Raw genomic sequence first — 23213 nt, 5'->3', positions numbered from 1 at the left:
GTCAACCGGCCCGACCGCTGGTCTATGCCCGGTGCGCGACCGGCGCACCCGGCGGGAGGGGGAGCGGGGTCAGCGCTCGTCGAAGGTCTCGGCCAGCCAGCGCTCGGCGTCGATGGCCGCCGCGGCGCCGGTGCCGGCCGAGGTGATCGCCTGCCGGTAGACGTGGTCGACGACGTCGCCGCAGGCGAACACGCCGTCGATGTTGGTGCGCGTGGTCGGGTGCTCGACCTGGATGTAGCCCTCGTCGTCCAGCTTGAGCTGCCCGACGAACAGCTCGCTGCGCGGGTCGTGGCCGATGGCGACGAAGACGCCGGAGACCGGCAGCTCCTCGGTGGTGCCGGAGCCGACGTCGGTGAGCCGGACGCCGGAGACGGTCTGCTCGCCGAGGACGTCGATGACCTGCTTGCCCAGGGCCCAGCGGATCTTCTCGTTGTCCTGCGCGCGCTTCTGCATGATCTTCGAGGCGCGCAGCTCCTCGCGCCGGTGCACCACGGTGACCGTCTTGGCGAAGCGGGTGAGGAAGGTGGCCTCCTCCATCGCCGAGTCGCCACCGCCGACCACGACGATGTCCTGGTCGCGGAAGAAGAAGCCGTCGCAGGTGGCGCAGGCGGAGACGCCGCGGCCGAGCAGGCGCTGCTCGTTGTCCAGGCCCAGGTACCGGTACTTCGAGCCGGTGGCCACGATGACCGCGTGCGCGAGGTGCACCTCGTCGCCGACCTTGACCACCTTGGGGGTGGCGGTGAGGTCGACCTCGGAGACGTCGCGGGCGACGAGCTCGGCGCCGAAGCGCTCGGCCTGCTGGCGCATGTCCATCATGAGCTGCGGGCCCTGGATGCCCTCGGCGAAGCCGGGGAAGTTCTCCACCTCGGTGGTGGTCATGAGCGCGCCGCCGAACTGCGAGCCCTCGAACACCAGCGGGTGCAGGTTGGCCCGCGCCGCGTAGACCGCGGCGGTGTAACCGGCCGGACCCGACCCGATGATGATCAGGTCACGGACGCCGTCGTGCTCCGCCGGGGGGATGACGGGAGACAGGACCTCGGTGGTCGTCGCGGGGCCGGGGGTCGGCTGGGAGTCGGTCACGCGCGGCACAACGAGGATCGTAGGGGCCGCATTCCCGGGACGGGGCCGCTCCGGACGCGCGACGCCCCGGACGCGTGACGCCCCCGTCCTCAGGTGGCGGGGGTGACCGCGACCTCGGCCAGGTCGCCGGCGAAACCGTCGTCGGCGGGCACCAGGCCGGTCAGCCAGACCAGCACGTACCGCGTGGTCACCGGCTCGTCGAAGGCCAGCTCCGTGGTCCCGTCGACGGTGCCGGCGGTGGCGACCGGGAAGGCCTCGAGGTCGCCGTCGGGGGTGTCGCCGGTGCGGACCTCGACGGAGATCCCCGGCGTGGTGGTGGTCAGGCCGACCCCGGCGACCGGCTGGGCCGAGCCGAGGTCGTAGACGACGCCGATGCCGGGCTTGAGGCCGCCGAACTCGGCCGAGCCCCGGTAGGTGTACGTGGCCCACGCCGTGGCGGGGTCGCCGTCGTGGGACGCCGGGACGTCCCGGGGGTTGTCCGGGTCGCCGTCACCGAACGGGTCGAAGACCGCGCCACCGGCGATGACGGCCGGCGCGGCACCGGACGGCGGGGCGGCGCTCTCCTCGGCGGCGGGACTGGTGGACGGCGCGGTGGGCACCGGACCGGGCCGCTCGTCGACGTCGCCGGCGACCGAGAGCACGTTGGTGCCCACCCAGTACGCCAGCGCGATCACGATCAGCAGCGCGACCAGCGGCAGGCCGACGACCAGCATCTTCCGGCGCGCCGGGGAGAACCCGCCGTCGTCAGTGACCGGCTCGTCGTCGACCGGGTCCTCGGCCGCCGTCGCGGCGGCGCGGCCGCGCGGGACCGGCGGGCGGGTGCCGGGATCGAGGCGGTGGGCGACGCCGTCGTCGTGCCCGGGGTGGTCGTCGTGCCCGGGGTGGTCGTCGTGCCCGCGGCCGGCGTGGTCGTCGGCGGGCGGGGCGGCCGGCCCACCGGTGACCAGCTGGGTCTGCTGCTCCTGCCCGGTGTCGCGGTGCTCGCGCAGCCGGCGCAGCCAGCCGCTGTCGCTCTCGTCGCGGCCCCGGACCGGCGTCGCGCCGGAGCGCGGCCGCTCGGCCAGCAGCGCGGCGATCGCGGCGGCGCTGGCCAGCCGGGTGCCGGGCTCGGTGGAGCGGGCCCGGCGCACCAGTGCGGCCAGGTCGGGTTGGGCGATGAGCGGCCCGCCGGCGGGGCTGCCGCCGGGGCCCGCGACGCCGGCGCGGGAGCCGGTGAGGCAGTGCTCGAGCAGCGCGCCCAGCGCGGCGATGTCCTCCTGGACGGTGCCGGTGGCGGCCGGGACGGCGCGCAGCCCGACCAGGCCGTTGGGCCGCAGGACGACGGTCTCGGGGCTCAGCCCGCCCACGGCGAGGCCGACGCGGTGCGCCTCGGCGACGCCCTCGGCCAGCCGGCGCAGGACGGTGCGGGCCTCCCGCTCGTCCATCGGACCGGACTCGAGCCGCTCGGCGAGGGTCTGCCCCTCGATCCACTCGTTGACGACGTAGGCGGCGCTGCCGCTGCCGTCGCCGTTGCCCTCGGAGGCGTCGTAGACCATCGCCAGCGCCGGCGTGGCCAGCCCGCCCGCGGTCAGCGCGCGGGTGATCCAGGTGCGGGCGGCGGGGCCGCCGGGCTCGTGCACGCGGACGGCGACGTCGCGGTTGAGGACCCGGTCCTTGGCCCGCCAGCTGTGGATGACGCCGGTCTCGGTCCGCTCGACCGGGCCGACCTCGTCGAGTGGACGGTAGCGGTCGGGGAGGCCGGTGATCGTGGACGTCATGGACGCGGACGACCTCCTCGACCCTCCCCGGCCGGCGGCGCGCTGCCCCGGCGTCGGTGCCGGCCCGGGCGGGACCGTGCTCATCCGCGTCCCAGCCGCGCGCGGACGGCGGCGAGGGGTTCCCGGAGCTCCGGGACGCGGGCGAGCACGAACCCGGCGAGGGTCGTGACACCGACGACCACCGTACCGACCAGCAGGGTCCCGAGCGAGCCCGCGACCGACCTCCCGAAGGCGTCGTCGGTCACCCCCACGACCAGCCACCCGGCCAGCGCGCCCACGGCCGCGGCCAGGACCATCCGCAGCACCGGGCCGAGGGTCCCGCCGGCGCGGGCGTGCCCCAGGTGGCGCCGCAGCGCGACGTGACCCAGCAGCCAGCCGGCCAGGTAGGTGACGCCCGTGGCCAGCATCAGCCCGGCGACGACGTGCTCGGGCTCCACCAGCGCCGGCACCAGCAGCAGCAGGGGCACCCGGACGACGACCATGCCGACCTGGATGAGCGTGGGCGTGCGGGCGTCCTTCATGGCGTAGAAGACCCGCAGCTGCAGCAGCGTGACGGCCATGGGCAGCAGGCCGAAGGCCCCCACGGCCAGCGCGGCGCCGATGCCCTGCGCCTGCTCGACCGTTGTGTTGCCGCGGGCGAAGGCCACCGTGGCCAGTGCCGGTCCGAGGACGGTGAGGGCGGCGGCCACCGGCAGCAGGCCGAGGGCCGAGAGCCGGGTGCCCAGCGAGAGGTCCTGGACGACGCCGGGGACGTCGTGCCGGGCGGCGGCGCGGCTCATCCGCGGCACCAGGGCGGTCAGCAGGGCGACGCCGATGATCCCGTAGGGCATCTGGAACAGCAGGCTGGCGATGGCGAGGGCGCTGGACCCGAGCCCGCCGTCGCGGGCGGCGGCGTTGGCCACGCGGGTGGCGACGACGACGCCGATCTGGCTGACCGCGACGTAGAGGACCACCCACACGCCCAGGCCGCCGACCTCGCGCAGGCCGATCTGGCGCAGGTTCCAGCGGGGCCGCAGCGGGACGCCGGCCCGGCGCAGCAGCGGCACCAGGACCAGCGCCTGCAGCGCGATGCCCAGCGTGGTGCCGATCCCGAGCAGCCACACCTGGCCGCTGCTGATCGTCCGGGGGGTCAGCTCGCCGGGACCGCTGGCGGCGATGAACAGCACGCCGGTGGCGATGACGACGACGTTGTTGAGCACCGGCGCCCACGCGGGCGGGCCGAAGACCCCCCGCGAGTTGAGGATCGCCTGGGCGAGGGCGCCGACGCCGTAGAAGACGATCTCGAGCAGCAGGATCCGCGCCAGCCAGTTGGCCAGCCGGACCTGGTCCGGGTCGCCCTGGATGCCGTAGAGGGCGGTGAGCACCGGCGCCACCGCGACGGCGACCGCGGTGACCACCACCAGCCCGGCGATGGCCAGGGTGGACAGCCGCTGGGCGTAGGCCACGCCACCGTCGCGGTCCCGTTCCTGGGCGTGCACGAGCAGCGGCACGATCACCGAGGTGAGCACGCCGCCCAGCAGCAGCTCGTAGACGATGTTGGGCAGCGTGTTGGCGGTGTTGTAGGCGTCGTTGACCAGGGTCACGCCGAGCGCCGCGGCCAGCACCATCGTGCGCAGCAGGCCGGTCACCCGGGAGACGAGCGTGGCCACCGCCATCGTGCCGGCGGCCCGCAGGATGCCCCGGCTGCCGCCGGGGGCGCCCTCCCGCTCGCGGGCCTCCTCCTCGGTCTCCCCCTCCGGGGCGTGCGGGACCGGGGGCAGGACCTGGATCGGGATGACCTGGGTCTCGTCGGCCGGCAGGAACCGGGTCCGGTTGGGCGGGGGCACCGGCGGCAGCGGCCGCGGGCGACGCCGCACCGCCGCGGGCGGCGGCGGCACGGGTGGCCGGGCGGTCCCCCGCGGCTCGGCGGCCGGCGGACCGGCCGCCTCCCGCTCCGCGGCCGCGGGCGCCGGCGTCCCCGGGCGGCGGGCCGGTGGTGGCGGCACGGGCGGCACGGCTGGCACGCGACGAGGCGGCGCGGAGGTCGCGCGGGCGTCCCCGGGCGGCGCCACGGGATAGGGCGGCGGGGGGAGCGGGCGGGCGCGGTCGCCGGCCGGCCGGGCGGCGCGGGACGGGGACGGCGCCGCGGCCGGTGGCACCGGCGGCAGCGGGCGGGGCGCCGGCGTCCGGGCGGGCCGGCCGTCGTCGGGGTCGTCCGGTGGGTCCCCGGCGCGGTCGCCGGGGGCCCCGGGGACGTCGGAGGGGGCCCGGCGCGCCGTCAGCTCCTCCTCCTCCTCGCTGCGCGGGCGGCCGGTCACACCGGGCTCCGGCTCGGCGGCCACGCGTCCGCGGGCAGGTCCTCGTCGACCGCCCCGCGGCGGCGGCGGAGCACGAACAGGACCCCGCGGCGCAGGAAGAGCAGCCCGAGCAGGACGGCGGCGCCGATGGTGATCGACAGCGAGATCGTCCCGTAGGCGGTGCTGCGGACCTGGATGGCCACGGGGTCGCCCAGCCGGCCCCCGCCCGGGGTGGTCAGGCCCACCGAGACGGCGAAGCGTCCCGACTGGCGCACCTCGGTGGGCACCGTCAGCGTCGTGCGCTGCTGCGGGGCGACCTCCTGCGCGCCGACCTGCCCGATGGTCAGCCCCACGTTGTCGCGGGTGCGCACGTCCACCACCACCCGGACGGCGAAGGGCAGGTCGTTCTGCACGGTGAGCACCAGCGGCGCGTCGCTGGAGGCCAGGCTGTAGCTGCCCTCGGCCGGGGCGAGCAGCGTCACCTGCCGGCGCAGCCCCACGGCGGTCTGCCGCAGGTCGGCCGCGGCGGCCCGGAAGCCCTCGGGGTCCTCGCGCCAGGCGACGGCGACGGTGCGCGCCAGGGCGGCGTCGGTGGGGGCCAGGGCCGCGACGGGGTCGTCGACGACGGCACCGGCGAGGTCGTCGCGCAGCCCGGCCGCCGAGACGACGTCGGCCAGGCCGGCGGCGTCCAGGAGGACGGGTCCGGCCGGTTCGAGCGGCGTGCCGGCGTCGGTGCCCGGCCCGGTGGCGAGCTCGGCCAGCGAGGCGGGGCGCAGTCCCGGCAGCGCGGTGTCGGCGATCATCGCGGCGACGCCGTCGGGGTCGGGGTCGACGTCGCGCGGCGGGGCGACGAGGACGGTCTGGCCGGCGGGGTCGGCGACCGGCTGCCGGGAGAGCAGGACCAGCTCGGCGAGGTAGCGCTGCTCGGCCACCCGCACGCCGCCGCCGGTCGCGCCGGCGCCGACGAGGCCGGACAGGCCGCTGTCGGCGACCAGCGCCGTCACCGGGCCGCCGTCGCCGGTCACGGTGGTGCGCGCGGCCGCGGCGCCGGTCAGGCCGCGGACGGCGTCGCCGCCGCTGAGGGAGCCGGAGGCGAGCACCACCTGCTCGATGCCGCCGTCCTGCAGCGTGGCGAGCGTGTCGGCCCGCAGCGCGCCACCCGCCGCCCACGCGACGTCGGTCCGGGGCTGCACACCGAGCTCCTCGGCGACCAGCGCGACGCCGCGCGGCCCCGGGGACGCGGCGGTGGCGGTGGGCACGGCGTCCCCGCCGTTCGCGGTGCCACCGCCCGTGCCGCCCGTGCCGCCCGTGCCGTCACCGTCGGTCCCGCCGCCGCCCCCTGCGCCGGGCAGGCTGCGGGTCAGCGCGGCGGGCAGCTCGAGGACCTGCAGCGCGTCGGCGTCGACGTCGCCGTACGGCAGCGCGACGACGGGGTGGTCGGCGGCCACGGCGCGCAACCGGTCCAGCCACGCCGCGGCGGCGTCGGTCCCGGTGCCGGCGTCCTCGTCGCCGGCGACGTCGTAGGGGCCCTCGGCCATGAGCGCGAGCTCCTCGACCAGGACCGGGTCGACCGCCAGGGTGACCGGCGCGACCGGGGACGGCTCGGTCGCGCCCGGCGCCACGGCCTCGGGGACGCGCTCGACGACCGCCAGCGCGCGGTCGAGCCGGCCGCCGTCGGACACCTCGGCGGCCAGGTCGTCGTCGACGAAGGCCCCCGAGGCGTCGCGGTGGGTGCGCTCGACCAGCGGCCACAGCCAGGCGACCGCCGTCGCCGTCGCCGGCGGCGCGGTCTGCTGCACCACGGAGGTGCTCACCTCACCGACCCGGCTGGGCGCCCCGTCGGGGCCGGTGGCGTTGACGTTGAGCAGGACGGGGTAGACGCCGTCGCGGTCCAGGGCGAGGTCGGCGGTGGTGGCCGTGTAGGTGAAGGGGACCTCCTCGCCGGGCCCGAGCCCGGAGGCGACCGGCGCGAAGGCGCTGGAGGCGACGGTCTCCGGCTCGGCGTCGGCCTCGGCGTCGGCGGCGAGCAGGTCGGCGCGGGTGGTGACCACCTCGCCGCGCTGCAGCCGCGCCGTCAGGTCGGTCAGCGCCTCGGTGCCGGTGTTGGTGAGCGTGCCCTCGACGGTGACCGTGCCGCCGGGGGCGACGGTGCGCGGCTCGAGGCGGGTGACCTCGACGGTGACCGGCCGGTCGTCGTCGGCCGCCGGTGCCGGGGCGGTGGGGGGCGGCGCGGCCGCGGCGGGCGGGACGGCGGCCACGGGCGGGACGGCGAGCAGCGGGAGGGCCAGCAGCGCCGTCGTCAGGACCCGCGGCCACCGGGTGCGGGACGGCCGGACGGGGAGCGTCACGGCTCCCCCACGCCGGCCGGCCCCGGACCGGGGGGTGGGATGCCTGGGAGGGACCTCGCGCGCCGGGTCACGCACTGTCGGCGAGCAGCGCGGGCGCGCGCTCGACCAGCGCCCGCTCGTCGGCGTAGGCCAGGCGGCCGCTCAGCTCGTCGAGGGGCACCCAGGCCACCTCGGTGACCTCGACGTCGGCGTCGGACAGCGCGCCGCCGACGGCGCGCAGCAGGAAGTGGTGCACCGTCTTGTGCACGCGGCGGCCCTCGGCGACGAACCAGAAGTCGATGATCCCGAGCGGGGCGAGCACCTCGCCGATGATCCCGGTCTCCTCGGCGACCTCCCGGACGGCGGTGTCCTCGGGGGTCTCGCCCTCCTCGATGTGGCCCTTGGGCAGCGACCACAGCAGCCGCCCACGCCGGTCGGTGCGGCCGATCAGCGCGGCACGGGGGCCGGTGACGCCGTCGTCGGCGACCACCAGGCCGCCGGCGGAGGTCTCGTCGACGCGGCGCAGGCGGCGCCCGGGGCGCGCTCGTCCGCCCGTCCCAGCCATGCCAGGAGGGTAGCGCGCGCCGTCGCACTACCCTGGCGCGTCGTGTCCGCCGTCCCTCCGCGTCGCCCCGCCGCTGCGCCCGTCCCGGCGGCGGTCCAGGCGACCGTGCGCGAGCTGGTCGACGTGTCCCCCGTGCTCGTCGAGCTGGGCGCGCGGTTCGCCGCGGCGGGCTTCGAGGCGCACCTGGTCGGCGGCTCGGTGCGCGACGCGCTGCTCGCCGCGGGCAGCGACGCACCGCGGCCGCCCGGCGACCTCGACGTCACCACCGACGCCCGCCCCGAGCAGGTGCTGGACCTGCTGCGCGGCTGGGCCAGTTCCACGTGGAACACCGGCATCGCCTTCGGCACCGTCGGCGCCGAGGTCCGCGGCACCCGGCTGGAGATCACCACCTTCCGCGCCGACCGCTACGACCGCGAGTCACGCAACCCGGAGGTGGCCTGGGGGACGTCGCTGACCGAGGACCTCGCCCGCCGCGACTTCACGGTCAACGCCATGGCCGTGTCCCTGGGTCCCGACCGCACGGTGACCGACCCCTTCGGCGGCCTGGGCGACCTGCTGGCCCGCCGGCTGCGCACCCCGGGCGCGGCGGCGGACTCCTTCGCCGACGACCCGCTGCGGATGCTGCGCGCCGTCCGCTTCGTCGCCCAGCTCGGCCTCACCCCCGTCGAGGAGGTGGTCGAGGCGATGACCGCCATGTCCGGCGAGCTGGCGCGGATCACGCCCGAGCGGGTGCAGGTGGAGCTGTCGAAGACGCTGCTGCAGGACGCGCCGCGGGCGGCCCTGGAGTCGTTCGTCGACACCGGCCTGGCCGACGTCGTCCTGCCGGAGCTGCCCGCGCTGCGCATGGAGATCGACGAGCACCACCAGCACAAGGACGTCTACAGCCACTCGCTGACCGTGCTGGACCGGGCCATCGCGCTGGAGGAGGCCGATCCGGACGCGGAGTCGCCGGACCTGGTGCTGCGGCTGGCCGCCCTGCTGCACGACGTCGGCAAGCCGGCCACCCGCCGCCACGAGCCGCGCGGCCGGGTCTCCTTCCACCACCACGAGGTGGTCGGCGCCAAGCTGGTGCGCAAGCGGCTGCAGGCGCTGCGGTACAGCAAGGAGATCACCGAGGACGTCGCCCGGCTGACCTTCCTGCACCTGCGCTTCCACGGCTACGGGACCGGCGAGTGGACCGACTCCGCCGTGCGCCGCTACGTCACCGACGCCGGCCACCTGCTGCCCCGCCTGCACAAGCTGGTGCGCTCGGACTGCACGACCCGCAACCGGCGGCGGGCCGCGGCGCTGTCGGCCACCTACGACTCGCTGGAGCGCCGGATCGCCGAGCTGTCGGCGGCCGAGGACCTCGCCCGGGTGCGCCCCGACCTCGACGGCAACGCGATCATGGAGATCCTCGGCATCCCGCCGGGCCGCGAGGTCGGCGAGGCCTGGGCCCACCTCAAGGACCTCCGCCTCGAGCGCGGCCCGCTCGGGCGCGACGAGGCCGAGGCCGAGCTGCGCGCCTGGTGGGCCGCCCGCTCCTGACGCACCCCGCGCCGTCCTCCCCCGCACGGGTGGCAGCAGCCGCCCGGACCCTCCCCCGCCGGCCGGCCCGCCGGTAGGACGGACGGCCGGACCGACGGCGGGGGACGGGGATGGACGGGCGAGTCCAGGAGTGGCACGGCGGGCCGCTCACGCGGCCGGCCGGGTGGCCCGGCTCCCGGCACCGCGCGCCCTCCGCGGCCCGGGGCGTGCTGGCCGTCGCGCTCGTCCTCGTCCTGAGCCTCGGCGCCGCCGTCCTCGCCGGTGGGCTCCCGTGGCCCGGGACGGCGGGCCCCGGTGCCTGGCCCGGCGTCTCCGGCCCGGCGACGGGCCGCCCGACGCCCGGCTCCGGGGCCGCGGACGCCCCGCTCGGGCAGCCGGTGGACGCGCCCGCCACCGGGACGTGGGACTTCCTCCGGTACCAGGACGACGGCGTCACCCCCGTCGCCTACGACCCGTGCCGGCCGGTGCGCTACGTGGTGCGGCCCGACGGCGCGCCACCGGGCGCCGACCGCCTGGTCGCCGAGGCCGTGGCCGAGGTCGCCGCCGCCACAGGCCTGCGGTTCGTCCACGACGGCGCGACCGACGAGGCGTACTCCGAGAGCCGCCCGCCGCACCAGCCCGGCCGGTACGGCGACCGGTGGGCGCCGGTCCTGCTCACCTGGGCGACGCCGGCCGAGGCGCCCGGGCTGGCCGGGCCGGTCGCCGGGCTCGGCGGCAGCCACCCCGTCACGGCCGGCGGGCCGTGGGTCTACGTCACCGGGGCGCTCACCGTCGACGCCGCGTGGGCCGCGACCGCCGCCCGCTCGCCCGACGGCCGGGCCGACGTCCGGGCGGTGCTCGTGCACGAGCTCGCCCACGTCGTCGGCCTGGCCCACGTCGACGACCCCGCCGAGCTCATGCACCCGGAGAACGACGGCCAGCGCGAGCTCGGCGGCGGGGACCGGGCCGGGTTGGCCCGGCTGGGCCGGGGCGCCTGCGAGCCGGCGCTCTAGGTCCGGTGCGCCCGGGTCGCGCGGGCGTACCCGGCGGCGGCGAGGGCGTACCCGGCCGCGACGGCGAGCAGCGCGGGCACCGACGCCCCGTCGCGCGGGAGGAGCAGCGCGGCGACGAGCAGCGCCGTCACGTAGGCGACGTTGACCAGGGTGTCGTAGACGGAGAACAGCCGACCCCGGAGGTCGTCGTCGACCGACTCCTGCAGCGTGGTGTCGACGCAGATCTTCACGCCCTGCGCCACGAACCCGAGCACGAGGCCCGCGGCCACCGTCGACGCCGGCGTGAACGGCAGGCCCAGCGCGAGCTGCAGCGCGCCGCCCCCGGCCAGCAGCCCCGTCGTCCACCGGCGGCGGCCCAGCCGGCGGACGGCCGCGGGCGTGGCCGCGGCCGCCAGCAGCGTGCCCACCGCCCCGGCGGCGACCGTCTGGCCCAGGCCGACCAGCCCGCCCGGCAGCAGCCCGCCCGCGTCGGGGAAGCGGTTCCGGTGCAGCAGCAGGGTCATCAGCGTCAGCACGCCGTAGCAGAGCCGGTGCACGCCGATGACGAGCAGCGCGGCGGCCACCGGCGGCCGGGCCCGGGCGTGCCGGACGCCGGTCACCATGCCGCGCGCCACGTCGCGCGCGGTCAGCCGGCCGGGGCCGGCGTCCGCGTCCGGCCCGAGGTGCCCCGGGGCGAACCCGGCGACGACGGCCGCGCTCAGCAGGTACGGCAGCGCCGCGGACAGCGCCACGGCGGCGTAGACGGCGTCCCCGGCGACCCCCAGCCGGGACAGGGCGACCGCCACGCCGGCGCCGGCGACGGTGGCCACCGCGCCGGACGTCGTCGACAGGGCGTTGGCCGACACCAGCGAGGGCTCGTCGGCGGTGTGGGGCAGGCCGGCCGACAGCGCCGAGAGGACGAACCGGGTGACCGAGAAGACCGCCAGCCCGGCGGCGTACAGCGGCGGGCCGGCGGTCCCGGCGAGCACCAGGGCGGCGACGACGGCCACCAGCCCCGCGCGCAGCAGGTTGGCCCGGAGCAGCACCTGCCGGCGGCTCCACCGGTCCAGCCACACCCCGGCGAAGGGCCCCACGACCGAGTACGGCAGGAGCAGGACGGCGAACCCGGCGGCGACGTCGATCGGCTCGGCGGCGCGCTGCGGGTTGAACAGCACCGTGCCGGCCAGCGAGGCCTGGAACACCCCGTCGCCGAACTGGGCGGACAGCCTCGTGACCAGCAGCCGGCGGAAGTCGCCGCGGAGCAGGAGGTGGCGCACCGTCGTGTCGGCCCGCCGCACCGGTTCACCTTAGGACGCGCTCCGGCCGCCCCCTGCGCCCCGGGCTGTTGCACACTGGGATGGATGTCCACGGTGCCCTCGTCACCTGATCCGGAGTCCGGCCGGCCCAGCCGCCCGGGCACGGGCCGCCGCCGCGCGGCGGTCCCGTCGCTGTCGACCGGGTCGCTCGACGACGTGGGCCCCGGGTCCCTGCTGGTCGCGATGCCCGCGCTGACCGACCCCAACTTCGCCGGCGGCGTCGTCTACGTGCTCGACCACAACGACAGCGGCACGCTGGGCGTCGTGCTCGGCCGGCCCAGCCAGGTCGAGATCCGCGACGTCCTGCCCGGCTGGTGCGACCTCGCCGTCGAGCCCGGCGTCTTCCACGTCGGCGGCCCGTGCGAGACCGACACCGCGCTGTGCCTGGCGAGCTGGCCGGGCGCGGCAGGCGCGGAGGACGCCGGCCTGCGCCGGGTGGCCGGCGACGTCTACCTCGTCGACCTCGACGCCGACCCGGGCGCGCTCGACGGCGGCCTGGCCGGCCTGCGGGTGTTCGCCGGCTACGCCGGCTGGTCACCGGGCCAGCTGGCCGGGGAGATCGCCGAGGGCGCCTGGGCCTGCGTGCCCGGCACACCAGGCGACGTGCTCAGCGACCTGGCCGGCTCCGCGCTGTGGCGCGCGGTCCTGGGCCGGCAGCGCGGGCGCCTGGCGGTGCTCTCGACGGCACCGGCCGACCCCTCGGCCAACTGACGCGACACGACACCTCCCCAGGGGAGGCGCGTCCGGCCCGGGTCTGGTAGGAAAGGGGCCGGAGGGGGCGGTCTGGGGAAGAGGCCGCCCCCTCCACCCACGTCCGGGGCCGGCCGAGCCGCCCCGTGGCCCCTCTGCAGGGGTCCCTCCTCAGACGCCGACCGCCGCCGCCACCGCCGGGTGGGCTCCCGCGTCCACCGTCTGTGCCTCCTCCGGCAGCGCGATCGTCCGCGGCCCGTGGTCGGCCAGCGTCACGGTCACGTCGGCGTCCTGGCCCGGCAGTCGCGTCACGTACTGCAGCAGCACGCCGCTGCTGTCGTCCACGGCCACCGTCCAGCCCGCGTCGGAGGCGTACACCGAGGCCAGCCGCCCGTCGATCGAGCGCTGCCCCTCCCAGGTGGTGCCGCCGCCGGTGAAGGCGCCGGCGTCGTCGGGCTCGGCCGCGCCCAGGTTGAGCACCAGCCGTACGAGCACGTCGGTCAGGGGCACCGCCTCGGTCCCCGTCACGACCGGCCGGCGCACGAAGGGGACGTCGGGCAGCCCGGCGGCGGCGAGCGCCTCCGGCAGCCCCGGCAGGTCGCCGAACCAGATCTGCTCCGGGGTGAAGAACGCGGTGCGGACGTCGTCGGGCCGCTCGTCGCCGTAGGAGGTCACCGAGCGGGCGCGGCCGGCGGCGCCGGCCAGGTCGACCTCCCCGGTCAGGGTGAGCAGCCCGCCCTCGCCGAAGGGCGCGGTCACGACGACGTCGGCGCCGCCCTCCTCCGCGTTGCCAGCGAGCAGCCCGGCGAGCACCTCGGCCTCCTCGGCGGTGACCGGGTCCCCGGGCTGCCGGTCGGTGGGGTCGTCGGAGCAGCCGGTGAGCAGGACCGCCAGCAGGACGAGCGCGATCGCGAGCAGGCGGCGCGGCATGGCGGCCAGCGTATTCAGCGCGGGTGCGGCTCCGTCGTCGCACGCGCGGCGACCCGCGGATCCGGCGGCCGCAGACGCACCAGGACCCGCCCCCGTGCGGGGACCGGGTCCTGGTGACGTGCTGGAACGGCCTGCCTGCAGGGTCCCGCCCCGAGCGTGCGAGGGGTGGGGGGCAGGGAGGTCCTTCTACCGCTCGAGCTCGCCGCGGATGAAGGCCTCGACCTTGTCGCGGGCCTCGCTGTCGCGGTACTGCTCCGGCGGGGACTTCATGAAGTACGACGACGCCGACAGCAGCGGGCCGCCCACGCCCCGGTCCTTGGCGATCTTGGCCGCGCGGACGGCGTCGATGATGATGCCGGCCGAGTTCGGGGAGTCCCAGACCTCGAGCTTGTACTCCAGGTTCAGCGGGACGTCGCCGAACGCGCGGCCCTCGAGGCGCACGTAGGCCCACTTGCGGTCCGACAGCCACGGCACGTGGTCCGAGGGGCCGATGTGCACGTTGCCCTGGCCCATGTCGCGGCCGACCTGGCTGGTGACCGCCTGGGTCTTGGAGATCTTCTTGGACTCCAGGCGCTCGCGCTCGAGCATGTTCTTGAAGTCCATGTTGCCGCCGACGTTGAGCTGCATCGTGCGGTCGAGCTGCACGCCGCGGTCCTCGAACAGCTTGGCCAGCACCCGGTGGGTGATGGTGGCGCCGACCTGGCTCTTGATGTCGTCGCCGACGATCGGGACGCCGGCCGCGGTGAACTTGTCGGCCCACTCCCGGGTCCCGGCGATGAAGACCGGCAGGGCGTTGACGAACGCGACGCCGGCGTCGAGGGCGGCCTGCGCGTAGAACTCGGCGGCCTCCTGCGAGCCGACCGGCAGGTAGCAGACGAGGACGTCGGCACCGGACTCGCGCAGGGCGGCGACGACGTCGACCGGCTGCTCGTCGGACTCCTCGATCGTCTCCCGGTAGTAGCGGCCGAGGCCGTCGAGGGTGGTGCCGCGCTGCACCGGCACGCCCAGCGGCGGGACGTCGCAGATCTTGATCGTGTTGTTCTCGCTGGCGACGATGGCCTCGGAGAGGTCACGGCCGACCTTCTTGGCGTCGACGTCGAACGCGGCGACGAACTGCACGTCGGAGACGTGGTACTCGCCGAAGCGCACGTGCATCAGGCCCGGCACCGAGGCGGTCTCGTCCGCGTCCCGGTAGTAGTGCACGCCCTGCACCAGCGAGGCGGCGCAGTTCCCGACGCCGACGATGGCGACCTTGACAGCTCCCATGGTCTTCCCTTCTCCCTGGACCGGGTGGTCCTCGTTCTCGGGACCGTTCGGTCCTGGCGGTGGCTGCCGGTGGGGCGGGCAGCCGGTGGTGCTCTGCGGGCGGTGGGCCCGGCAGTCGTGCTCGGCGGTCGTGCTCGGTCAGTCGGCGCCGCGCTGCGGCTCCGGGGGCTGACCCGGGCCCGGGTCGCGCCGCTCGCTGTCGATGAGCTCCGACAGCCAGCGCACCTCCCGGTCGACCGAGTCGAGGCCGTGGCGCTGCAGCTCCAGCGTGTAGCGGTCGAGCCGTTCCCGGGTCCTCGCCAGTGAGGACCGCAGACCCTCCCGCTGCCGTTCGACCGTGCGGCGGCGCCCTTCGAGGATGCGCAGCCGCACGTCGGCGGCGGTGTGCCGGAAGAAGGCCAGGTGGACGCCGAAGAGCCTGCCGTCGTCGTACGCCTCGGGGCCGGCCTGGCTGACCAGCTCGGCGAAGCGCTCCTTGCCCTCAGCGGTGATCGTGTAGACCACCTTCCCGCGCCGGCCGGTGAGCGGCGGTGCGTCGGCCGGCAGCGGCGCGTGCCGGTCGGGCTCGTCGGTGGTGACCAGCCCGGCGGCGTGCAACCGCTTGAGCGCGGGGTACAGCGAGCCGTAGGAGATGCTGCGCAGCCCCCCGAGCACCTCGGCGAGCTGCTTGCGCAGCTCGTAGCCGTGCATGGGGGCCTGCTGCAGCAGGCCGAGGATGGCGAACTCGAGCACTCCGCCCCCCATCGGTCCGTGTCGGTCGATGTATCGGGACGATACATCGGGAGGTGAACGGGGCCGCAACTGGAGGTCCGTCGCGCCCGATCGGGTGACCCCCGCGGGTGGCGCTCGAGCGACCTCGGGGGTGGCGCACCTGCGTACATTGGCGGCCGTGCCCGGACGTCGCTCCGTCGTGGACTACTCGCTGCAACGGCGAGCCGTCCTCGCCGACGTGCAGTCCGGGCGCACCGGGGTCTTCGAGGTCTGTGACGCCAGCCCGTACCTCACCCGCGCCGCGAGGTACCACGGCCGGCTCACCGACCTCCCCTGCCCGGTGTGCCGCCGCGAGCGCCTCACGCAGGTGAACTACGTCTACGGCGAGTCGCTCGGGCACGTGTCCGGGCAGGCGAAGACCGAGACCGAACTCGCCCGGATGGACGCCGCGCAGGAGGAGTTCTCCGTCTACACCGTCGAGGTGTGCCGGGCGTGCGGCTGGAACCACCTGGACTCCTCGTACGTCCTGGGGGCCGAGCCGGCCCCCGGTCGCCAGCCGCGCCGGGCCCGGCGCCGCGCCGGCACCGAGCAGCGGTAGCCGGCCGGCGGGGGACCGCCGGCCCGTTCGTCACACACGTCCCGGGGGGACGGCGCCCGCGCGCGTCCTCCCGGGTCCACACAGCCGAGAACGCCACGCTGGGCGGGACCCCGTCCCGCCCACCTACCACCACGAGGAGGGGCTCCCTGGTGCCTCCCCACGACGAGACCTCGCCGGTCGGCCCGCAGGGCCCGCCCCGGCGCCCGCCGGCCGGCCGCGGCTCCGGGGGCCGTCCGCCCGCCGTCCGTGCCCGCTCGACGGCGGGCCGCCCCGGCGGCTCCCGTCCCGGTGCGCGCCCCGCGGGCGCCGCACCGTCCGGCAAGAAGGCGCGCACGAAGAAGCAGCGCCGCCGTCGCCGGCTCAAGATCGCCCTGGCCACCCTGGCCGGGCTGTTCGTCCTGTTCGGCGTCTTCGTCGGCGTCGTCTACGCCACCACCGAGGTCCCGGACCCCGACTCGGTGCAGAGCGCGCAGACGACCGTCGTCTACTACGCCGACGGCACCACCGAGATGGCCCGCCTGGGCGACACCAACCGCACCAACGTGGCGCTGGCCGACGTCTCCGAGGGCGCCCGCGACGCGGTGCTCGCCGCCGAGAACCGGAACTTCTACTCCGACCCGGGCATCTCCTTCACCGGCATCGTCCGGGCGGCGTGGAACAACGTCACCGGCGGCTCCACGCAGGGTGGCTCGACGATCACCCAGCAGTACGTCAAGAACGCGTTCCTGACGTCGGAGCAGACCTTCAGCCGCAAGTTCCAGGAGCTGTTCCTCGCGGTCAAGCTCGACAACGAGTACTCGAAGGACGAGATCCTCGAGAACTACCTCAACACCATCTACTTCGGCCGCGGCGCCTACGGCATCGAGGCCGCGGCGAACACCTACTTCGGCGTCTCGGCCGCGGAGCTGACCCCGCAGCAGGGCGCCGTCCTCGCCGTCCTGGTCCGCAGCCCCAGCTCCTACGACCCCGAGGGCAACGCGGAGGGCGCGCAGGACCGCTGGGGCCTGGTCCTCGACGCGATGGTCGAGGAGGGCTGGATGACCCCGGCCGAGCGCGAGGCCTCGGTCTACCCGCCGGTGCTGCCGCGGCCGGAGGGCTCGTCGCAGGGCATCCCGTCCGGCCCGGAGGGCCTGGTCGTGCAGCAGGCCATCGACGAGCTGCGGGCCAAGGGCTACACCGACCAGCAGCTGCTGGCCGGCGGTCTGCAGATCGTCACGACCGTCGACAAGCCCGCCCAGGACGCCGCGCTGGCCGCCGTGACCGACGTGATGGAGGGCGAGCCGGAGAACCTGCGGCAGGCGCTGGTGGCCATCGACCCGCGCACCGGCGCGGTCCGCGCCTACTACGGCGGCGCGAACGGCACGGGCAACGACTACGCGCAGGGGCAGCGGCAGCCCGGCTCGTCGATGAAGCCCTACGTGCTGGCCACCGCACTGGACCAGGGCATCAGCGTCAACGCCCGGCGTGACGGCTCCTCGCCGCAGACCTTCCCCGACCGCGAGGCCCCGGTGCGCAACTCCGGCGGCGCCTCGTGCGGGGCGTGCACGCTGGTCGAGGCGATGACCCGCTCGCTGAACACCACCTTCTACGGGCTGGCCTACGAGGTGGGCCCGGAGAACGTCCGGGAGACGGCGCTGGCGGCCACCGGCCTGCCCGAGACGTGGCAGGGCGGCCCGCTCGGGGGCAACACCACGCTGGCCAACGCCGACGGCTTCACCGGATCGGCGATCGGCATCGGCGAGTACGAGATGCGCCCGATCGACCAGGCGCACGGCTTCGCCACCTTCGCCGCCGGCGGGGTGGAGCGGGCGCCGTACTTCGTCAGCCGGGTCAGCGACACCTCCGGCGCGGTGCTGCTGGAGTACGGCGGCGAGAGCGGTGAGCAGGTGCTGCGCCCCGAGGTCGCCAACGACGTCACCTTCGCGACGGAGGGCGTCGCCCAGTACTCGCGTCGCTCGCTCGAGGGCGGCCGCGAGGTGGCCAGCAAGACCGGTACCCAGGGGCAGGGTGAGGACAACTCCGACGCCTGGATGGTCGGCTACACCCCGTCGATCTCGACCGCGGTGTGGATGGGCAACGACTCGCCCAGCGACCCGATCGTCAACTCCGACGGCGGGATCATCTACGGCTCGGGCCTGCCGGGCGCCATCTGGCAGCAGTTCATGGACACCGTCCTCGAGGGCACGCCCGAGGAGGACCTGCCCAACTCGCCGCGCATCCGGGGCGACACGGGCGAGGGCGTGGCCGCGCCGACGACGTCGTCCGCGCCGACGACGCAGTCGCAGCCGACCCAGCAGCCGACCACGGAGGCACCGCCGCCCACCACGGAGGCCCCGGCGCCGCCCACCACGGAGGCCCCGGCACCCGCGCCGGAGCCGGCGCCCGTGCCGGTGCCGGAGCCGGTGCCCGCCCCGGTGCCGGCCCCTGACGTCGAGGACACCGGCGACCAGGCCGGCGCACCGGCCCCGGCACCGGCCCCGGCCCCGGCACCCGCGCCGGAGCCGGCACCTGCGCCGGCCCCGCTACCGGACGGCCGGCCGGCCGGCTGACCCGCCCGGCACACTGGCGCAGGTGAGCTCCTCCCCCACGGGCCCGTCCGCCCCGGCGACACCGCCGGCGGACGGGCCCGCGGCGTTCCCGGGACCGGAGCCCGCCGCTCCCGCGGCCGGCCGCGGTCCCGGCCCGGTGGGGTCTCCCGGCCCCGACCGGGTGGTGCCCACCTGGTCGGACCCGGTGGCCGCGCAGGCCAGCGAGGCCGTGGGCGGGCCCTGGGGGCGGCACGCGGTGACCGGGCGGGCGCTGTTCTGGACGCCCCTGCGCGTGTGCCTGCTGTTCACCACGGCCGTGCTGGCGCTGGCCTGGCTCAAGCAGTCGCCCTGCTCGGACGGCAACTGGGCGGGCTCGGTGCAGTACACCCACTTCTGCTACTCCGACACCGTCCCGCTGTTCGGCATCCACGGCCTCGACGGCGGCGCGCTGCCCTACCTCGACTCGGCCGTCGAGTACCCCGTCCTCACCGGCGCCTTCATGGCGCTGGCGGCCACCCTCGGCAGCGCCTACGGGAGCCTGGCGACGGCGGCCGGGCTGCTCCCCCAGGTGCCGCCGGTGCAGGCCTACTACGTGGCCACCTGCCTGCTGCTGAGCCTGTGCGCGCTGGTCACCACCCGCGCCGTCCTCGGCGCCTCCGGGCACCGGCCGTGGGACGCGGCCGCGGTCGGCCTCTCCCCGCTCCTGCTCGTGCACGCCTTCACCAACTGGGACCTGTTCGCCGTCGCCCTGGCCGCGTGCGGCCTGTGGGCGTGGGCGCGCGAGCGGCCGGTGCTGGCCGGCGTCCTGCTCGGGCTGGGCGCCGCGGCCAAGCTGTTCCCGGCGATCCTGCTCGGGGCGCTGTTCCTGCTGTGCCTGCGGGCCGGCCGGCTGCGGGTGTGGCTGCGCGCGGCGCTCGCCGCCGGCGTCGCCTGGCTCGTGGTCGACGTCCCGGTGGCGCTGCTGGCGCCGGAGAACTGGTCGCTGTTCTTCCGGCTCAACAGCAGCCGGCCGGCCGATCCCGACACCCTGTGGAACATGGCGATCACCGCCTCGGGCGGGACGCTGTTCGACGGGCCGCTGGCCGAGGGCGAGACGCCCACGGTGCTCAACGCGCTGGTCGCCGGCTGCGTGCTGCTGGTGTTCGCGGCGCTGGGCTGGCTGGTGCTCGCCGCGCCGGTGCGACCGCGGGTGGCCCAGGTCGCCTTCCTGCTGGTGGCCGGGTTCCTGCTGGTGACCAAGGTGTGGAGCCCGCAGTACTCGCTGTGGCTGCTGCCGCTGGCGGTCCTGGCCCGGCCGCGGTGGCGCTCGCTGCTGGCCTGGCAGGCCACCGAGGCGGTGCTGTGGGTCGTGCGGATGCTCTGGTACCTCGGCACCGACAACCGGGGGGTGGGCACCGAGTGGTTCTTCCTCGCGGTGACCGTGCGCGACCTCGCCGTCCTCGTGCTGATGGGCCTGGTCGTGCGCGACGTGTGGCGCCCCGACGGCGACGTCGTCCGCACGTCGTGGCCCGGCGTCGACGACCCCGCCGGCGGCCCGCTCGACGGCGCCGGCGACGCGGTCACCCTGCGACGCCGCGTCGAGGCGTAGCAGGGAGGTCATTCCGCTACGCCCCGCTCAGCGCCTCGCGGACCAGGGCGACCTCCTCGGCGTGCGCGGCGGCGTCGCCCGGCGTCTCCAGGACGACGGGGCAGTCGGCGGCCCGGGCCACCCCGAGCAGCAGCTCCAGCGGGATCTCCCCCGCGGCCAGCGGCGCGTGCCGGTCGCGGCCGGAGCCGGCCGGGTCGCGGCTGTTGTTCAGGTGCACCAGGTCGATCCGGCCGGTGGTCCGGCGGACGTCGTCCACCGCCGTGGCGAGGTCCCAGCCGGCCGCCCAGGCGTGGCAGGTGTCGAGGACGAAGCCGGCGCCGAACTCGCCGACGGCCTCCCACAGGCGGTCGACGGCGTCCAGGCCGCGGGCCATCGCGTTGTCGCCGCCGGCGGTGTTCTCGATGAGCAGCGGCAGCGGGAAGCCGCCGTCCTCGGCCTGCCGGACGAAGGTCTTGCGCCAGTTGTCGAACCCGGCGGCCGGGTCGTCCTTGGCCAGCACGTGCCCGCCGTGGACCACCATGCCGCGCGCCCCGATGGCCGCCGAGGCGCGGGCGTGGGTGGCCAGCACCTTGCGGCTGGGGATGCGGATGCGGTTGTTGGTCGAGGCCACGTTGAGCACGTAGGGCGCGTGCACGAAGACCGCGACGTCGGCGGCGAGCAGGGCCTCGGCGTCGGGGCGCGGCGGCGGGACCTTCCAGCCCTGCGGGTCGCCGAGGAAGACCTGCACCCCGTCGGCGTCCACCTCCGCCGCGCGGGCCAGCGGGCCGCCGGCGTCGAGCTGGTTGTCCTCGGTCAGGCCGGGTCCGACGTGGACGCCGACCGGGTGGGTCGCCACCCCGCGACACTACGTCGGCACCGCGGCGGACGGCCCGCACCCGCGACGGCCCGCGGGCGGCGGCGGCCGCGCTGGTAGCCTCGGGCTGCGCGTCTCGTCCGCCGTCCCGGCGGGCCGGGCGCGCGACGCGTGTACGACCCTCCTGCTGCAGACGTCCTGCGGCCGCCACAGACCAGAGGAGGTGGGGTTCTCCGTGCGTCACTACGAACTGATGGTCATCCTCGACCCCGACCTGGAGGAGCGCACGATCGCTCCCTCCCTCGACCGGTTCCTGACCGTCGTCACCAACAGCGGTGGCACCGTCAAGACCGAGATCTGGGGCCGGCGTCGCCTGGCCTACGAGATCGACAAGCACGTCGAGGGCATCTACGCCATCGTCGACATCCAGGCCGAGCCCGCCGCGGTCGCCGAGCTCGACCGCCAGCTCAACCTCAACGAGGCGGTCCTGCGCACCAAGCTCATGCGGCCCGAGGTCCACTGAGCATGGCCGGCGAGACCGTCATCACCGTGATCGGCAACCTGACCTCCGACCCGGAGCTGCGGTTCACGCCGTCGGGGGCCGCGGTCGCCAACTTCACGGTCGCCTCGACGCCGCGCACCTTCGACCGGCAGTCGCAGGAGTGGAAGGACGGCGAGGCGCTGTTCCTCCGCTGCAACGTGTGGCGGCAGGCGGCGGAGAACGTCGCCGAGTCCCTCACCCGCGGCTCGCGGGTCATCGTCTCGGGGCGCCTCAAGCAGCGCTCGTTCGAGACCAAGGAGGGCGAGAAGCGCACTGTCGTCGAGCTCGAGGTCGACGAGATCGGCCCCTCGCTGCGCTACGCCACCGCGAAGGTCACCAAGGCCTCCCGCGGTGAGGGTGGTGGCGGCGGCTTCGGCGGCGGCGGTGGCGGCGGTTTCGGTGGTGGCAGCGGCGGCGGGGCCAGCGACCCCTGGTCGACGCCCGCCGGCCCGTCCGACGAACCGCCCTTCTGATGTAAGGACCCCCCTGCCCCCCACCGCTCGCGAGCTCGCGGTGGGCCCCTGCAGGGGGGCCGGTTCCATTCCGTCACTTCCTGGAGAACCCAGTGCCCAAGCCCCCCGTGCGCAAGCCCAAGAAGAAGGTCTGCCAGTTCTGCAAGGACAAGGCGACCTACGTCGACTACAAGGACACGACGCTGCTGCGGAAGTTCATCTCCGACCGCGGCAAGATCCGTGCCCGCCGCGTGAGCGGCAACTGCAGCCAGCACCAGCGGGACGTCGCCACGGCCGTCAAGAACAGCCGTGAGATGGCCCTGCTGCCCTACACCTCGACGGCGCGCTGACCATGAGCACCCAGAAGCTGATCCTGACGCAGGAGGTCACCGGTCTCGGGTCCTCCGGTGACACCGTGGAGGTCAAGGGCGGGTACGCCCGCAACTACCTCCTGCCCCGCGGCCTGGCCATCGTCGCCACCCGCGGTGCCGAGAAGCAGGTGGACTCGCTGCGCCGGGCGCGTGCCGCCCGCGAGGTGCGCTCCCTCGAGGAGGCCCAGGCCGTGGCCGGGCGCCTCACCGGCCTGACGGTCCGCGTGCCGGCGCGTGCCGGTGCGGGTGGCCGCCTGTTCGGCCGCGTCACCACCGCCGACGTCGTCAACGCCGTCACCGCGGCCGGTGGCCCGGAGCTCGACCGCCGCCGGGTCGAGCTGCCCAGCAGCATCAAGACCACGGGCCAGCACACCGTCACCGTGCGGGTGCACCCCGAGGTGACCGCCTCGCTGCCGATCGAGGTCGTCGCGGGCTGAAGAAGGACCCTCCTGCCCCCCACCGCTCGCACGCTCGCGGCGGGACCCTGCAGGAGGGCCGCCTGCCCGTCGAGGGGCGTCGGACACCCGTCCGGCGCCCCTCGCGGCGTCTCCGGGCCCGTGAGACCGCCACAGGTCGTCACCGGCCGGTCGCGAGGTGCGCCGGGACGCCGCCCTGTGGACGTGTGACCGCCGGGGCCGGTGGGTCACGGTTCGTGACACGCCGGGGCCCGATCCCGAGAGTTCTGCCACTTTTCTCCCGTCCACACCCGGTGGGTGGTCTTCGCGCTGGTCAGCCGCGGGACGGGGACGACGCGAGCGCCCCGTCCCCCGCCGTCTCCACATGTCGACACGCGTGTGTCCACCGACTTGTCCACAAGTTGTGCAGAACGCGCCCCACAGCGGTGTTGGACGGGCCCGGCTGCACTTCCTAACGTCCTCCTCGGCGGTCACGGGTGCGGTTTCGTCGGCACCCCGACCTAGCCTCGT

20 protein-coding genes are annotated in these 23213 nt (G+C 76.1%); 10 read left to right on the top strand and 10 right to left on the bottom strand.

Translation table 11 applies throughout. The features are described 5' to 3' along the window. Positions 1-69 precede the first annotated feature (69 nt). The 5 genes from trxB to JOD57_RS12145 form a co-directional block, all read right to left on the bottom strand. A complete protein-coding gene (gene trxB, locus JOD57_RS12165) occupies positions 70-1080 on the bottom strand; it encodes a thioredoxin-disulfide reductase (RefSeq protein ID WP_443667586.1) in 1011 nt (336 codons plus the stop codon). Positions 1081-1169: 89 nt separating this feature from the next. Beyond that, positions 1170-2837, bottom strand: coding sequence for a hypothetical protein (locus tag JOD57_RS12160; RefSeq protein WP_204692269.1), 1668 nt, complete (start codon positions 2835-2837; stop codon positions 1170-1172). 80 nt (positions 2838-2917) lie between these two features. Further along, on the bottom strand, positions 2918-5158 hold the full coding sequence (murJ, locus tag JOD57_RS12155; protein ID WP_307824637.1) for a murein biosynthesis integral membrane protein MurJ: 2241 nt from the start codon (positions 5156-5158) through the stop codon (positions 2918-2920). Next, positions 5131-7461, bottom strand: a complete 2331-nt coding sequence (locus tag JOD57_RS12150) for a DUF6049 family protein (protein WP_204692268.1) — start codon at positions 7459-7461, stop codon at positions 5131-5133. Before JOD57_RS12150 ends, murJ begins: the two co-directional genes overlap by 28 nt. 67 nt (positions 7462-7528) lie before the next feature. Beyond that, positions 7529-8005 (bottom strand): NUDIX hydrolase, encoded by a 477-nt coding sequence (locus JOD57_RS12145; RefSeq protein WP_204692267.1) that lies wholly within the window; start codon positions 8003-8005, stop codon positions 7529-7531. 42 nt (positions 8006-8047) lie between these two features. On the opposite strand from JOD57_RS12145, the gene JOD57_RS12140 reads away from it, so the two are divergent. Next, positions 8048-9532: a CCA tRNA nucleotidyltransferase gene (locus tag JOD57_RS12140; RefSeq protein ID WP_307824636.1), complete on the top strand. Its 1485-nt coding sequence runs from the start codon at positions 8048-8050 to the stop codon at positions 9530-9532. A 110-nt stretch (positions 9533-9642) separates the two neighbouring features. After that, complete coding sequence (locus tag JOD57_RS12135) at positions 9643-10524, top strand: matrixin family metalloprotease (protein ID WP_204692266.1); 882 nt, start codon at positions 9643-9645, stop codon at positions 10522-10524. Here JOD57_RS12135 and JOD57_RS12130 read toward each other — a convergent pair. Then, positions 10521-11801, bottom strand: a complete 1281-nt coding sequence (locus JOD57_RS12130; RefSeq protein WP_204692265.1) for an MFS transporter — start codon at positions 11799-11801, stop codon at positions 10521-10523. The genes JOD57_RS12135 and JOD57_RS12130 overlap by 4 nt on opposite strands. A 63-nt stretch (positions 11802-11864) precedes the next feature. On the opposite strand from JOD57_RS12130, the gene JOD57_RS12125 reads away from it, so the two are divergent. Then, positions 11865-12530, top strand: coding sequence for a YqgE/AlgH family protein (locus JOD57_RS12125; RefSeq protein WP_204692264.1), 666 nt, complete (start codon positions 11865-11867; stop codon positions 12528-12530). A 150-nt stretch (positions 12531-12680) separates the two neighbouring features. On the opposite strand, the gene JOD57_RS12120 is transcribed toward JOD57_RS12125, so the two are convergent. From JOD57_RS12120 to JOD57_RS12110, 3 genes are all read right to left on the bottom strand, one after another. Next, entirely contained in the window at positions 12681-13439 is a 759-nt protein-coding gene (locus JOD57_RS12120) for a hypothetical protein (RefSeq protein WP_204692263.1), read from the bottom strand. A gap of 186 nt (positions 13440-13625) precedes the next feature. Continuing rightward, positions 13626-14705, bottom strand: a complete 1080-nt coding sequence (locus tag JOD57_RS12115; RefSeq protein ID WP_204692262.1) for an inositol-3-phosphate synthase — start codon at positions 14703-14705, stop codon at positions 13626-13628. 138 nt (positions 14706-14843) lie between these two features. After that, positions 14844-15437 (bottom strand): PadR family transcriptional regulator, encoded by a 594-nt coding sequence (locus JOD57_RS12110; RefSeq protein ID WP_204692261.1) that lies wholly within the window; start codon positions 15435-15437, stop codon positions 14844-14846. Between the two features lie 157 nt (positions 15438-15594). On the opposite strand from JOD57_RS12110, the gene JOD57_RS12105 reads away from it, so the two are divergent. The 3 genes from JOD57_RS12105 to JOD57_RS12095 all read left to right on the top strand — a co-directional run bounded on the left by JOD57_RS12105 (position 15595) and on the right by JOD57_RS12095 (position 20130). Continuing rightward, positions 15595-16014 (top strand): DUF5318 family protein, encoded by a 420-nt coding sequence (locus tag JOD57_RS12105; protein WP_307824635.1) that lies wholly within the window; start codon positions 15595-15597, stop codon positions 16012-16014. Positions 16015-16163: 149 nt separating this feature from the next. Then, positions 16164-18563: a transglycosylase domain-containing protein gene (locus tag JOD57_RS12100; protein WP_204692259.1), complete on the top strand. Its 2400-nt coding sequence runs from the start codon at positions 16164-16166 to the stop codon at positions 18561-18563. Between the two features lie 22 nt (positions 18564-18585). Continuing rightward, positions 18586-20130 carry a glycosyltransferase family 87 protein gene (locus JOD57_RS12095; protein WP_204692258.1) on the top strand — a complete coding sequence of 515 codons (1545 nt, stop codon included), beginning with the start codon at positions 18586-18588 and terminating at the stop codon, positions 20128-20130. Between the two features lie 16 nt (positions 20131-20146). Here JOD57_RS12095 and JOD57_RS12090 read toward each other — a convergent pair whose 3' ends face one another. Continuing rightward, positions 20147-20965, bottom strand: a complete 819-nt coding sequence (locus JOD57_RS12090; protein WP_204692257.1) for a deoxyribonuclease IV — start codon at positions 20963-20965, stop codon at positions 20147-20149. A gap of 193 nt (positions 20966-21158) precedes the next feature. Here JOD57_RS12090 and rpsF point away from each other — a divergent pair, with 193 nt between their 5' ends. The 4 genes from rpsF (at position 21159) to rplI (ending at position 22724) form a co-directional block, all read left to right on the top strand. Continuing rightward, a complete protein-coding gene (rpsF, locus tag JOD57_RS12085) occupies positions 21159-21446 on the top strand; it encodes a 30S ribosomal protein S6 (protein ID WP_204692256.1) in 288 nt (95 codons plus the stop codon). A 2-nt stretch (positions 21447-21448) separates the two neighbouring features. Beyond that, positions 21449-21937: a single-stranded DNA-binding protein gene (locus tag JOD57_RS12080; protein WP_204692255.1), complete on the top strand. Its 489-nt coding sequence runs from the start codon at positions 21449-21451 to the stop codon at positions 21935-21937. A 92-nt stretch (positions 21938-22029) separates the two neighbouring features. Further along, the gene (gene rpsR, locus JOD57_RS12075; RefSeq protein ID WP_014378671.1) at positions 22030-22266 is read left to right on the top strand and encodes a 30S ribosomal protein S18; all 237 of its coding nucleotides are present in this window, start codon (positions 22030-22032) and stop codon (positions 22264-22266) included. Positions 22267-22268: 2 nt separating this feature from the next. Beyond that, entirely contained in the window at positions 22269-22724 is a 456-nt protein-coding gene (gene rplI / locus JOD57_RS12070) for a 50S ribosomal protein L9 (protein ID WP_204692254.1), read from the top strand. Positions 22725-23213: the final 489 nt, after the last annotated feature.

This window comes from Geodermatophilus bullaregiensis, assembly GCF_016907675.1.
Lineage (GTDB): Bacteria > Actinomycetota > Actinomycetes > Mycobacteriales > Geodermatophilaceae > Geodermatophilus > Geodermatophilus bullaregiensis.
Note: the sequence above shows the minus strand (reverse complement) of the source record. Positions and strands in the feature narration are given on the sequence as shown.

Excerpts from the sequence above, each read along its gene's own strand:
- JOD57_RS12160 (WP_204692269.1), bottom strand. The coding sequence starts at position 2,837 with ATGACGTCCACGATCACCGGCCTCCCCGACCGCTACCGTCCACTCGAC.
- JOD57_RS12145 (WP_204692267.1), bottom strand. The coding sequence starts at position 8,005 with ATGGCTGGGACGGGCGGACGAGCGCGCCCCGGGCGCCGCCTGCGCCGC.
- JOD57_RS12135 (WP_204692266.1), top strand. The coding sequence starts at position 9,643 with ATGGACGGGCGAGTCCAGGAGTGGCACGGCGGGCCGCTCACGCGGCCG.
- JOD57_RS12125 (WP_204692264.1), top strand. The coding sequence starts at position 11,865 with ATGTCCACGGTGCCCTCGTCACCTGATCCGGAGTCCGGCCGGCCCAGC.
- JOD57_RS12120 (WP_204692263.1), bottom strand. The coding sequence starts at position 13,439 with ATGCCGCGCCGCCTGCTCGCGATCGCGCTCGTCCTGCTGGCGGTCCTG.
- JOD57_RS12115 (WP_204692262.1), bottom strand. The coding sequence starts at position 14,705 with ATGGGAGCTGTCAAGGTCGCCATCGTCGGCGTCGGGAACTGCGCCGCC.
- JOD57_RS12080 (WP_204692255.1), top strand. The coding sequence starts at position 21,449 with ATGGCCGGCGAGACCGTCATCACCGTGATCGGCAACCTGACCTCCGAC.
- rplI (WP_204692254.1), top strand. The coding sequence starts at position 22,269 with ATGAGCACCCAGAAGCTGATCCTGACGCAGGAGGTCACCGGTCTCGGG.